Here is a 13,378-nt window from a genome sequence, read left to right on the forward strand (position 1 = left end):
AAGTGAGCAAATTGCGAACCCGGCTTTATGCCTCGTAGCCTAAGCGCTCGAATGCCTTGTGCTGCGCGAGCGTGACGCCCGATTCGATCGCGCCCAGTAATACGCCGTCCGTACCCGTGGTCGAAATCGCAAAATCGGGCAACGGCATGGGCAGCCACGCGGCCAGTTCGTCGCGAATGAGCGGCAGCAACAGCGCGCAATTGCGGCCGATACCGCCGCCGAATACGATCAGTGCCGGATCGAGCACGGGCACGATCGACGCGAGACACCACGCCAGCTGACGCGCTTCGGCATCGACGCATTCTTTCGCGCGCGCATCGCCTGCTGCTGCCGCCACAAATACAGCTTCTGCATTCGGCGCATCCAGCCCGAGCTTTTTTGCGTGATTGACGATGGCCTTCGCCGAAGCATTCGCTTCGAAGCCGTCATCGTGGCGCGCCTTTTTCGTGCCTGCGGAATGGGCCGACGACATCGACGGCAGCACGGCGATCTCGCCTGCAAACCCTCTCGCGCCGCGATGCAGCTTGCCGTCGGTGACGATGCCCATACCGACGCCCGTGCCGATCGACATGAACACGAAGCTGTCGACGCCACGTCCAATGCCATGCTTCTGCTCGCCGAGCGCAGCGAGATTGATGTCGTTCTCGATCACGATGTCCGGTCCCAGCGCGTCGCGCAACGAGGCGAGCAGATCACTGCTCTCCCAGCCCGGCAGATTCGCTGCGAGCCGCAAACTGCCGCGCTCGGGGTCGAGCACGCCGGGCGAGCCGAGAATGGTTGCGAGCACATCGTCTCGCGAGATTGCATGCTCACCCAGCATCGCATCGACGATCTCGACGATGCGCGCCACCAGTTGCGCGTTACGCGACGGCGTGCGCTTTTCGAGCCTGGCGACGATCACGCCCGTAAGATCGGCGAGTGCGCCGCGTATCCATTCGGCGCCGACGTCGATGGCCACCACATAGCCCGCCGCGCCGCGCGGCGCGTAGAGACGCGGCGCGCGCCCCGCCGCGCCCGCGCGTACGCCGCTCTGCCCGACGATGCCCTGCCGTTCGAGATTGTTCAGCGCCGCCGACACCGTCACCTTCGACAACCCCGTTGCTTCCGCTAGCTGCGGGCTGGACGCGGGCGCGAGCATCAGCAGATGCTGGTAGATCGCCCATTCGTTGCCCTGACGCACGATAGCGGGCCCGCGCGTGACCTTGGGCGTCGGCGCCTTGCGCGTGTGGCGATGTTCTGAATGATCCTTCATCAGTGTCCTGCTCGAAGTAACGGGCGATCGTAGCAACGCCCGGCAGCGACAGGCAAGCGGCGCAGCGGGTGTCAGCGGATCGGGCGGATCGGGATAAGCCCGTATATTGACGCAATTGCATTCGTAAAGAAACTTTCCTATCATCCGGAAACGGTACGGCGTTGCCTCAAAAACAGGCAGCGCCTGTCTTGCGCACCCCATTACTTCCCGACGACAAACGCGGCACCCGACCGCACGGAGACATCAATGAGCGACTCATCCTCGACCTGGCAACAGGCGTCGCCACAGGCGGACAGCAGCGCCGCGAGCGCATCTCAGGACGCGCCGCACTTCAAGCGGTCGGTGGGTTTGATGCCCGCCATCGCCGTCAACATGATCCAGATTTGCGGCGTGGGGCCGTTCATCACCATTCCCGCCATCGTGGCCGTGCTCAATGGCCCGCTCGCGGTGATCGGCTGGATTTGCGGCGCGGTGCTGGCGATGGCGGACGGCCTCGTCTGGGCCGAACTCGGCGCGGCCATGCCGGGCGCGGGCGGCACCTATCTGTATCTGCGCGAGGCGTTCCAGTACCGCACGGGCAAGCTGATGCCGTTCCTGTTCGTGTGGACGGCCATGCTGTCGATACCGCTCATCATGAGCACGGGCATCATCGGCTTCGTGCAGTATCTCGGCTTCTTCCTGCCGAACCTGCAACCGTGGCAAAGCCACGCGATCGGCATCGTGGTCGTGGCGCTGGTGGTGTTGTCGCTGTACCGGCGCATCGAGTCGATCCGCACGCTGTCCACGGCGCTGTGGATCGTGATGGTGCTCGCCGTCGGCCTGACGACAGCGGCGGCCTATTCGGACTTCCATCTGAGTCTCGCGATGGCGGTGCCGCCTGAATCGGCGACCATCGGCAAGTTCTTCACGGGTCTCGGCGCGGGTCTGATCATCGCCATTTACGATTACGCCGGCTACAACACCACCGCCTACATGGGCGACGAACTGAAGAACCCCGGCCACGTGATGCCGCGCTCGATCATCGTGTCGATCATCGCGATGATGGTCTTCTATCTGGCGATGAACATCGGCGTGATCGGCACGGTGCCGTGGCAGGAGGTCGCGAAGTCGACCTCGGTGGCATCGCTGGTAGTGGAGCGCAACTGGGGACACACGGCAGCGGGCATCGTCACGGTGCTGATCCTGATCGCGGCCTTTGCATCGGTGTTCGCAGGCTTGCTCGGCGGTTCGCGCGTGCCGTTCTATGCAGCACGCGACGGCGTGTTTCTCGCCGCGTTCGGCAAGCTGCATCCGAAGCACAACTTCCCGCATGTCGCGCTGCTCGTCATGGGCGTGGTCACGGCAGCCGGCACGTTCTTCGATCTCACTACCGTCATCAATATGCTGGTCGCGGTGGCGGTGCTGCTGCAATCGGTTGCGCAGATTGCAGCGTTGACCGTGTTGCGCCGACGCCAGCCGGATCTGAAGCGACCGTATCGTCAGTGGCTTTATCCCGTGCCGAGTTTCGTGGCGCTGGTCGGCTGGCTGTACGTGTTCTATGCAACCGATCATCAATCGCAAGTCTGGTCGACGGCGTGGATCGCGCTGGGCGTAGTGGCGTTCCTGATCTGGGCGCGCATCGCGCGTGCATGGCCGTTCGGTCCGAAGCATGTGCGCGAAGTGTTTCTCGAACGCCAGCGCCAGGGCAACGACGACGCCTGACCATCACACTTCAACGCAGTCAGATATGCCTTCAGCAAACAGCAACATGAAAACGCCGAACGATCGCGACGACAGTCTGATTCTCGCGATCGACTTCGGCGGCACGAAGATCGCCATGGCGATCACCTCTTTCCGTGGCGAGCCGCTGCGCAAGACCGAAATTCCGACGCACGCGGACGCGGGTGCCGTGCAAGTGATGCAACGCACGCTTGCCTGCGCGCACGCATTGCTCGATGAAACGCGTACCGGCGCTGGCGGTGTGCTGCGCGTCGTGTCCGTGGTGACGCCGGGCATCGTCGAACCGGACGGCATTCGCCTTGCGCCCAACAATCCCGGCTGGGAAACGCTCGCGATGGCGAAGGTATTGCGCGAGGCATTCGCGGGCGCGCAGATCGTGGTGGAAACCGACGTGAAAGCGGCCGCGCTCGCCGAAGTGCGAGGCGGCGCGCTCGCGGGCGTCGATTGCGGGATCTATCTGAATCTCGGCACAGGACTGGCCTCGGCGGCAGTGATCGACGGCAAGGTGCTGCGCGGCGCGCATGGCGCGGCGGGAGAAATCGGCTACCAGTTGCGCGGTGTGCCAGGCGAGGTGCCGTTTGCGGCGGGCGGCGCGCCGCTCGAAAACTTCATCTCGGGACGCGCGCTGGCGGATCGTTCGACCGAACTGGCCGGACGTCCGCTCACGACGCGCGAAGCGCTCGCGATGACCGCCACCGATCCGCGCATCGCGGCGCTCGTCGACGAAGCGCTCAACGTGCTTGCGGTCCACGTGGCGAACATGGTGCTGACATTGGATCCGTCGCGTATCGCGATCGGCGGTGGGATGGCGCGTGTGCCGCGCATCGTCGATACGTTGCGGCGTGTGCTCGACGTGGCCGTGCCGTATCCGCCAGAACTGGTGATCGCGCAGTATGGGCATGATGCTGCGCCGTTGCAGGGCGCGATTTTCGGCGGCATGGATGTGTTGTGCCGGCATGCGAATCATGTCGATTCCGGTCACTCAGCGTGAACCTGAACGTTCGCCGGATTCACATCCGGCGAACACCAATTCCGGGCATTTGCCCACTAACTGAACAAAAGAACTTAATTCGGGTGCGCGCAGACTCCTGATTTACCCCTACGCGCGGCTCGCTCAATTCCCTCCTCCTCTCACGCGCAAATCCTTGCCAGACAAGGGTTTGTGACTCGTCGACATCGCTTCGAAACAACGCACCGCAGCAAAACCCCGCCTTGCTTTTCGAGACGCTCGCTGCTGTACTAACTAAAACAACTTGATTTAGTAAGGCCCGCGTCGCTGGCGATCCAACACCCGGCGAACGCAGAAAGAAGGCGCGATCAGCGCACATCCCGCCGCTGAATCGCCTGCTGATCACAACGTCGTTGTCAATCATCCGGAGGAGCGTCCCATGAACCCGATTTCCCGCAGGCAACTGCGCCCCGCGTCCCGCACGCAACCCATCGTCAAGGCCGTCGCTATTGCGTGCGTCGCCGCATCGGCGCTGTGGTGCGCGGGCGCGAGCCTCGCCGCCGATCAACCCGTGGTCGGCCTGATCACGAAGACCGATACCAACCCGTTCTTCGTGAAGATGAAGCAAGGCGCGGAATCTGCCGCGCAGAAGGACGGCGCGAAGCTCGTCACGGCGGCCGGCAAGTTCGACGGCGTCAACGCGGCGCAGGGCACGGCAATCGAGAACATGATCACGGCGGGCGCGAAGGCGATCCTCAGCACGCCGAGCGACACCAAGGCCATCGTGCCGAGCATCAAGAAGGCGCGTGCAGCCGGCGCGATGGTGATCGCGCTCGACACCCCGACCGATCCGCAGGACGCCACCGACGCCCTCTTCGCCACCGACAACTTCAAGGCCGGCGTGCTGATCGGCCAGTATGCGAAGGCCGCGCTCGGCGGCAAGCCCGCGAAGATCGCGACGCTCGATCTCGCGCCCGGCGTTTCCGTCGGCGTGCTGCGCCATAACGGCTTCCTGCAGGGCATGGGCGTGAAGGAAGGCGATCCGTCGATTGTCTGCAGCCAGGACACGCGCGGCGATCAGGCGAAGGGCCAGACAGCGATGGAAAACTGCCTGCAGAAATCCCCCGACATCAACGTCGTCTACACGATCAACGAACCGGCTGCGGCAGGCGCGTATCGCGCGCTGAAGCGCGCGGGCAAGGACAAGAGCGTGATGATCGTGTCGATCGACGGCGGCTGTGAAGGCGTGCGCAACGTCAAGGCTGGCGCCATCGCCGCGACGTCGCAGCAGTATCCGCTGAAGATGGCCGAGCTCGGCGTGCAGGCAGGCGTCGACTACGCGAAGACGGGCAAGAAGGTCTCCGGCTATCACGACACAGGCGTCACGCTGATCACCGACAAGCCGGAAAACGGCGTCGACAGCAAGGATACGAAGTTCGGCCTCGACAACTGCTGGGGCAACAAGTAAGCGCGCAACGCATGCAGTAATCCAGGCAGCAACCGAAGGCAGCAACGGAGACGCGCACCCTGCGCGTCTCCACCAGTTCTCCAGCGTGAGCCAGGCGGGCATTCGTTGCCCGCCGCGTGCCGATCACGCAATGCTTCGAGGAAACACACCATGTCGACTCCCACCGCTCCCGCCCACAGCCATCGCCGGTTCGCCGATCATCTGCCGCCGCTCGCCGAAGCGGGTCCGCTGATCGCACTCGTGATTGCGTGCATCTTCTTCATCTCGCAGAGCAACCGCTTTCTGTCGTTCCAGAATCTCTCGCTGATCCTGCAGCAAACGATGGTGGTCGCCGTGATCGCCATTGGCCAGACCCTGATCGTGCTGACGGGCGGCATCGACCTGTCGTGCGGAATGGTGATGGCGCTCGGCTCGATCGTGATGACGAAATTCGCCGTCGTAATGGGCGTGCCGCCTGTGATCGCGATCATTTGCGGCGTCGCCGCGAGCGCGCTGTTCGGCCTGCTCAATGGCGTGCTGATCACACGCATCAAGCTGCCCGCGTTCATCGTCACATTGGGTACGCTGAATATCGCGTTCGCCGTCACGCAGCTCTATTCGAATGCCGAGAGCGTGTCGAATCTGCCCGACGCGATCATGTTCTTCGGCAACACCTTCAATCTCGGGCCGGCGACCGTCACGTACGGCACCGTGCTCACGCTGCTGATGTATCTCGCGACATGGTTCGTGTTGCGCGACACCGTGCCGGGCCGCCATCTCTACGCACTCGGCAACAACCCGGAAGCGGCGCGCCTGATGGGTCTGTCCGCGCAACGCATCCTCGTTACCGTGTACACGCTGTCGGGCGCAATCTACGGCATTGCCGCGCTGCTCGCCGTGTCGCGTACCGGTGTGGGTGATCCGCAAGCCGGTCAGACGGAGAACCTCGACAGCATCACGGCGGTTGTGCTCGGCGGCACCAGTCTATTCGGTGGGCGCGGCTCGATTACGGGCACGTTGCTGGGCGCATTGATCGTCGGCGTGTTTCGCAATGGTTTGACGCTGATGGGAGTGTCGTCGGTGTACCAGGTGCTGATCACCGGCATTCTCGTGATTCTCGCTGTCGCCGCCGACAAGATGTCGCGCCGTGGCGCACGTTGACCCGTTATTCGCAGGAGACTGTCATGTCGACAACCCCCACTTCCGCCAACGGCAAGACGCCCGTTCTGCAAGCGCGTGGTCTCATCAAACGTTATGGTCAGGTCACTGCACTCGACGGCTGCGACTTCGAAGTGATGCCCGGCGAAATCATGGCCGTGATCGGCGATAACGGCGCCGGCAAGTCTTCGCTGATCAAGGCGCTGTCGGGCGCACTCGTGCCCGACGAAGGCGATCTGCTGCTCGACGGCAAGTCCGTCAAGTTCCGCAGCCCGATCGACGCGCGTCAGCAAGGCATCGAAACCGTCTACCAGGATCTCGCTGTCGCGCCTGCCATGAGCATCGCGGAGAACCTGTTTCTCGCACGTGAACTCGTGAAGCCGGGCTGGCGCGGCAAGCTCTTCAAGATGATCGACAAGCGCCGCATGCTCGAAGAAGCGACCAATGCGATGAAAGACCTGCAAATAGGCATCCGTTCGATGCGTCAGGCTGTCGAGACGCTGTCGGGCGGCCAGCGCCAGGGCGTCGCGGTGGCACGCAGCGCGGCATTCGCGCGGCACGTCGTGATTCTCGACGAACCGACGGCGGCGCTCGGCGTGAAGGAAGGCAACATGGTGCTGGAACTGATCCGGCGCGTGCGAGACCGTGGCCTGCCCGTGATCCTGATCAGTCATAACATGCCACATGTGTTCGAGATCGCGGATCGCATCCATATTCAGCGGCTCGGACGGCGCGCGGCGCTCGTCAACAAGAACGATATCCACATGTCGGATGCCGTTGCCATCATGACGGGCGCGAAGCAGGCCGACGTGCGCGCCATCGCATGACGCACTCCAACGCGTAACGGGATATCGCCGATGGATACGGGCACACGCTCACCGCTCAAGCGCACGGTCGGCTCGAACCAGGTCGGCATGCGGCAGTTCAACGAACGCATCGTGCTGCAGGCGATCCGTTTGCATGGACCTTTGCCGAAGGCCGACGTGGGACGGCTCACGCGTCTGTCGATGCAGACCGTGTCGATGATCGTCGAGCGGCTGATCGACGATGGCCTGCTCGAAAAGCAGGCGCGTGTGCGCGGACGCATCGGGCAGCCTTCCGTGCCCATCGCGCTGCGCGCGGAAGGTGCTTATACGATCGGCGTGAAGGTCGGAAGGCGCAGTCTCGATGTGCTGGCGATGGATTTTCTGGGCCGCGTGTGCTGCCGCGAAGTGCAGGAGTACGCGTATCCCGATCCACGCACGCTGTTTCCCTCGCTCGAAAGCAAGCTCGCACGCATCAACGAGGCGCTCGGTGCACGGCGCGAGAATGTGGTGGGCGTGGGCGTGGCGGCGCCGCTGTGGCTCGGCGGCTGGCGTGATTTTCTCGGCGCGCCAAGCGATGCGCTCGAAGCGTGGAACGATATCGACATTCGCGCACGCATCGGTGCGATGACGGGCCTGCCTGTCGAGTTCGCGAAAGACACCACGGCCGCCTGCGCCGCCGAACTCGTGATGGGCCAGGGCCGCGGCATCCATAACTTTCTTTATCTGTTCGTCGGTACGTTTATCGGCGGCGGGCTGGTAATCGACGGGCGCCTGCATGGCGGCCCGCACGATAACGCGGGCGCCGTCGGCTCGATACCGATCATGGGCGGCAATGCGCGCCAGCCCGCGCGGCAACTACTGCACGCGGCATCGGGCTTCGTGCTCGAAAAGCTGTTCGTCGATGCAGGCGCGCCCGCGACCGCTGCACACGATCATCGCGCGTTATCGGCGGATTTGTGGCGGCTCACCGAGCAATGGCTCGACACCGCCTGCCCCGCTATTGCAGGCGCATTGACGAATGCAGCCGCTTTGCTCGATCTCGAAGCGGTGGTGATCGACGGGGAAGTGGACAGGCAACTGGTGCGCGAAATCATGCGTCGCACCGAGCGCGTGCTCGACAAGTTCGAATGGGAAGGGATCGTGCGTCCGCAACTGCTGGAAGGCACGATCGGCTCTGACGCGCGCGCGATGGGCGGCGCGATTCTGCCGCTCTATGCGCACTTCGCGCCCGTGCATGAACTCTTTCTGAAGCCTGCGACTGAAGTCGGTTACTGAACCTTCGGCGCGGAATTCGCGGCGACTTTCGGCGTGTCTTTCTTCACGGATTCGTCGAGCAAGGGCTGCAATTGCGGCGCCATCGACTTCAGCAATTGCACCGCCAGCGCACTCGTAAAGTCGTAACGCTTTGCGTACGGTTCGTGCACGACGGCAGTGAGCGTGCCGAAGAAGCGGTCACCAATAGCGAATACGAAAGTCGCCGTACGATTGACCTTGCGCGACTCGATCAGCCGCCGCCCTTTCGCGTAGATATTCAGACGCTGATCGCCCGTCCCCGTCTTGCCGTACACCTCTAGCGTCTTGCCGTTTGGAAACGTCATGCCGCCTGCCAGACGCTTCGCCGTGCCGCCCGCGACGACATCGCGCAACATCGCCTGCACGACCCGCGCAATCTCCGGCGAAACGGCTTCCGTGGGCTGCGGCGTCGCGCGCACGAAGCGCGTTTCATAGGGCGTGCCCTTCGCAAACTCCAGTTCGGACAGGCTTTGCGTCGGCGCCATATTGCCCTTGTTGACGATCACGCCGATCAGTTGCGCAAGCGCAGCAGGACGATCGCCCGATGCGCCAATAGCAGCCGCATACGAAGGCGTCAAATGCTCGAATGGATAACCCAGCGCCTGCCACGAGCGTGCAATCGCATCGTACGCATGCTGTTCGACCATGCGGCGAATGCGCCGGTCCTGCGTCGCGTGATAGCGCGTCTTGAAGAGCCACTTGTATGAATCGGCGCGTACGTCGCGGCTCGCGTCCATCACATCGTTCGCGCTCGCATCGGGATGCTCGCGCAGATAGTTGACGAGCCACAGTTCCAGCGGATGCACACTTGAAATGTAGGCGCGATCGTTCAGATTGAACTTGTCGATGGCGTACTTCGCGTAAAGCTCTGCGAGCGCATCGTCGGGTGGATTCGCTTTGGGCGTGTTCTTCAACGCGGCGCGCATCTGATCGTTGAACCACGCTTGCGTGCCATCGGGCCGCACGCTGCGCAACACGGTCGCGATCTTCGGCGGCGATTTGCGCACACCGCGCAGCAGAATCGCGAGCATCTCGTCCTGCGTCTTGCCGTGATACCTCGTGTAGAAGCGGTTCATGTAGACGCGGCTTTCCTGATCGGCGAAGCGCGTCAGATACATGTTGCGCGTGACGGGATCGTCGAGCCATTGCGAAGATGGCCCTGACGTCTTGATCGTTTCGTAGTGGACGATGTCGCGCATCATCCGCACGAACACCAGATTGACCGAATGCTCGAACGCCTGATGCACGGTGAGGATGCGCGAGTTCTCGTCGGCCTCGAAGTTCGTGAAGGTCTGCGCGCCGCCGCCGGTGAAGAAGGTCTCGCCTGCATTGGCCGAGTACTTCCGTTCAACGGCAGCATCGAGCATCGTCGCCAGCGAGCGGTCGTTGGTGTGCATGAAGTAATCGACGGCCCAGCGCGTCAGCGCGTCTTCACGTTCGGGCTTCACCGCGCGCAATTCGTCGACGCTCATCTGCCCATAACGCGCATGCAGTTCCTGCATGATCTGCAGGTACGTGATGATGGTGCGCAGTTTCGCCGTCGAACCGAGATTCAAACGCGCGCCCGAATTGATGTCGAACGGACGGTTCACGCTGTCCGTCTGCACGCGCAGCAGGTTTGCGCCATCGCGCTTTTCGAACAGCGTAAAGCTGAAGGCGATCTTCGACGGATCGTCTTTCGGCTGCAGCATGTTGAAGCCATAGAGGCCGGCTGCCTGTGCGCCGTCTTTGGTCGTGGCATCGGCGAGACGGTCGCTGATGTCCTGCTGGACCTTGTTGTTCATCGTCGAGACGACACGCACGTCCAGCCGGTCGAGGTCGTACAGGTTCGACACGCCTAGCGACGACAGCAGATGCGTACGCAGCGACGTCACCGCCTTGCGTTCGATGAACGAGCCTTCCGGCGGCGCGAGCTTCGCACGCGTCAGCACGAGTTGCTGCGACAGCGCAGCATCGCGCAGTTGCGGCGTGATCACGCCATTCGCCGCAAAGAGGCGCAGATAGCTTTCCGTCAGAGCATTGAGATCGTCGTTCTTGCGCAGCAGGAAGTGCGACGGGCCGCGCTGCGCGATCATCAGCGAGAGCACCTGACGGAACGCGAGACCTTGTTCGGCGAGATTGTCAGGCGTGGACGGCGCTTTCAGCACGCGGTTCACTTCGTCGAAATCACGGCCGTACCAGGCGGCGAGTCCGTCGCCGATCCCGCTGATTTCGCCGATGCCGGGCTGCGCCGCCAGCGGCACCGAGTTCAGATAGCGCACGACGATCTGCTCGCGCGCGGGCATCGTGCGCGGGCCGTCCAGATACGCGCGCACCGACGCCGACGCGATCTGCCGCAGCTTTTCCTTCGGCGTCGCAGTGCGACCGCCGGGCGAATGACGGAACTTCTCGATCTGCGTGGCAAGCGTGCTGCCGCCCGGCTGCGGCTGGCTGTGATTGAAGACGCGCAGCCCCTGATCCACCATCGCGCGGCTAAAACGTGTCCAGTCGATGGCGGGATTGCGGTTAGGCTGATCGGCGTCGAGCAGATGACGGTCTTCGATGAACAGCAGCGCCGACACGACAAGCGGTGGCACCGACTGGAAATCGTCATACACGCGCGCGGGAAACTGCGAGCCGAACAGGCGTGTGCCCGTCGCGTCATACAGCATCAGGCCCGCCTGATCCTTTTCTTCGTAGGGAATAAAAAGGCCGTCGTCAGCAAGCGAGGCCATGCGTTCCGAATCGCGCGCCTGCGACGCAACCGAGAAACCGCGCTCTTTCAAACGGCGTTCGAAAGCAGGCAGCAGCGCGTAGCCGAGGCGGATATCGTAGGGGCCGTCAGTGGGAAAACGGATGTTGTCGCTCGGACCTTCGCCGACTGTAAAGCCGACGTCGCGCGTCAGTTCGGACAGATAGCGCGCCTGATAGCGCGACGTGTCCATTTCAATCTGGAGGAAGCGCACGCCGAGGGCGACGGCCACGAGAAACGCGGCAAAAAAGAGCCACTTGAACCACTTCCAGGCGGACGTGGCGCCGATTGCGCGTAGCGGAAACCGTAGTGGCCGATTCATGGCGGCGTCTCCTTGCAGATGCCTAACCACATTAACCTCGACTGATGTCAGTCTAACGCGTAAAGCGCGTTTGTGAGGGTCGGAAACGCACGGACTTGATCGGGTGAGTACGGCACGCAACACAGCCGTTGGGCGCACGCGTCAGGGCGGCGGATTTTGCGGGCTTGGTTGGTGTGTAGATGGCGCTTCGATGCCGACGCAACCTCCACCGCACGCCCTGCCCGTCCTTGCAATCCCCCTGAAATACCGAATACGGCGCGCGGGCGAAGTTGAGTAACATGGCCGATCAACATAAAGCGCGCGTTTCAAGCACTGCTGCCGTTGTCGAACCGAGGGCAACCCGCCGGATTCCGGCGTGCCGCCCACTTTACTGGACCTTATGCAAAGCTATTACGAAGCGACTGTCGAGCGGCCCGCGCGTGCCGCGCTGAATGGCAACCTGAGCGCGAATGTGTGCATTATCGGCGGCGGGCTGGCGGGGCTATCGACAGCACTCGGACTGGCCGAGCGCGGTGTGCGCGACGTCGTGGTAATCGAAGCGAATCAGGTTGGCTATGGCGCATCGGGCCGCAATGGCGGCTTCGTATTCGGCGGCTACAGCCTGGACTGCGCGGACCTGCTGCGGATTCTCGGCCCGGCGCGGGCGCGCGAACTCTACGCGCTGACCATCGACGCCGTCGATCTCATGCGAACGCGCATCCAGCGTTACGCGATTGCCTGCGACGCCACGGACGAAGGCGTGATCCTCGCCAACTGGTTCGACGATCCCTCGCGGCTGGACGGCCAGCGGGTCTTGATGAAGGAATCGTTCGGAGTCGACTGGGAGCCGCTCGGTGCCGCAGCGCTCGCGGCGCGGCTGAAGACCACGCGCTATCACGGCGGGCTGTTCGAACGCAACGCGTTTCACTTTCATCCGTTGAAGTATGTGCTCGGCGTCGCGCGCGCGGCGGAAGCAGCGGGTGTGCGCATCGTCGAGCAGTCGCCTGTCGTGTCGCTGCGCAGACAGGCTGCGGGGTTCGTCGTGCAGACGCCGCACGGATCCGTCGATGCACGTCATGTCGTGATGGCGGGCGGCGGCTATGCGCGCAACGTGTATCCGCGTGTCGAACGCGCCGTGCTGCCGATTGCAACCTACGTGATGGCGACCGAGCCGCTCGGCGCACGGCTGGCGGAGGCGATCGACTGCCGCTGCGCGGTCTACGACACGCGCTTCGCGTTCGACTACTACCGGCCGCTGCCCGACACGCGCATCCTGTGGGGCGGGCGCATTTCGATCCTCGAACGCGAACCCGAAGCCATTGCGCGGCTGTTGCGCCGCGATTTGCTGAAGGTGTATCCGCAGTTGCACGACGTGCGCATCGACCACGCGTGGGGCGGCCTGATGAGTTACGCGCGGCACAAGATGCCGCAGATCGGTCAGAGCGCGGACGGCGTCTGGTACGCGGTCGGCTTTGGCGGCCACGGGATGGCGCCGACCACGGTGTCGGGCGAATTGCTGGCAGCCGCAATTGCGGGCGAACGCCCTGTACCCGAGGCGTTCGCCACGTTCGGACTGACGCACACGTTCGGCGCGCTGGGGCTTGCCGCCGCGCAGCTGACCTACACGGCGATGCAGACCCGCGACGCATTCGCCGACCGTCCGCGGCGCCCAGGTTAAACGCTGTCGGAACATGGCAGCACATGCCGCAAAGCCGCGTCGGC

9 protein-coding genes are annotated in these 13,378 nt (G+C 63.5%); 7 read left to right on the forward strand and 2 right to left on the reverse strand.

From position 1 onward, the window contains the following. Nucleotides 1–25 precede the first annotated feature (25 nt). On the reverse strand, nt 26–1,252 hold the full coding sequence (locus DK391_RS27055; RefSeq protein ID WP_162600914.1) for an ROK family transcriptional regulator: 1,227 nt from the start codon (nt 1,250–1,252) through the stop codon (nt 26–28). 246 nt (nt 1,253–1,498) lie between these two features. Here DK391_RS27055 and DK391_RS27060 point away from each other — a divergent pair, with 246 nt between their 5' ends. From DK391_RS27060 to DK391_RS27085, 6 genes are all read left to right on the forward strand, one after another. Then, on the forward strand, nt 1,499–2,953 hold the full coding sequence (locus DK391_RS27060; protein ID WP_109481081.1) for an APC family permease: 1,455 nt from the start codon (nt 1,499–1,501) through the stop codon (nt 2,951–2,953). Nucleotides 2,954–2,999: 46 nt separating this feature from the next. After that, nucleotides 3,000–3,962 carry an ROK family protein gene (locus tag DK391_RS27065; RefSeq protein ID WP_109481105.1) on the forward strand — a complete coding sequence of 321 codons (963 nt, stop codon included), beginning with the start codon at nt 3,000–3,002 and terminating at the stop codon, nt 3,960–3,962. A 397-nt stretch (nt 3,963–4,359) separates the two neighbouring features. Then, entirely contained in the window at nt 4,360–5,388 is a 1,029-nt protein-coding gene (locus DK391_RS27070) for a sugar ABC transporter substrate-binding protein (protein WP_109481082.1), read from the forward strand. A 150-nt stretch (nt 5,389–5,538) separates the two neighbouring features. Beyond that, entirely contained in the window at nt 5,539–6,528 is a 990-nt protein-coding gene (locus tag DK391_RS27075) for an ABC transporter permease (RefSeq protein ID WP_109481083.1), read from the forward strand. A gap of 23 nt (nt 6,529–6,551) precedes the next feature. Next, nucleotides 6,552–7,352, forward strand: coding sequence for an ATP-binding cassette domain-containing protein (locus tag DK391_RS27080; RefSeq protein ID WP_109481084.1), 801 nt, complete (start codon nt 6,552–6,554; stop codon nt 7,350–7,352). 30 nt (nt 7,353–7,382) lie between these two features. Further along, the gene (locus tag DK391_RS27085) at nt 7,383–8,606 is read left to right on the forward strand and encodes an ROK family transcriptional regulator (protein WP_109481085.1); all 1,224 of its coding nucleotides are present in this window, start codon (nt 7,383–7,385) and stop codon (nt 8,604–8,606) included. Here DK391_RS27085 and DK391_RS27090 read toward each other — a convergent pair. Beyond that, complete coding sequence (locus DK391_RS27090) at nt 8,600–11,677, reverse strand: transglycosylase domain-containing protein (RefSeq protein ID WP_109481086.1); 3,078 nt, start codon at nt 11,675–11,677, stop codon at nt 8,600–8,602. The two genes, DK391_RS27085 and DK391_RS27090, sit on opposite strands and share 7 nt — an antisense overlap. Before the next feature lie 379 nt (nt 11,678–12,056). Here DK391_RS27090 and DK391_RS27095 point away from each other — a divergent pair, with 379 nt between their 5' ends. Next, on the forward strand, nt 12,057–13,334 hold the full coding sequence (locus tag DK391_RS27095; RefSeq protein ID WP_109481087.1) for an FAD-binding oxidoreductase: 1,278 nt from the start codon (nt 12,057–12,059) through the stop codon (nt 13,332–13,334). Nucleotides 13,335–13,378: the final 44 nt, after the last annotated feature.

The sequence above is a fragment of the Paraburkholderia sp. C35 genome, assembly GCF_003121405.1.
Taxonomy (GTDB): Bacteria; Pseudomonadota; Gammaproteobacteria; order Burkholderiales; family Burkholderiaceae; genus Paraburkholderia.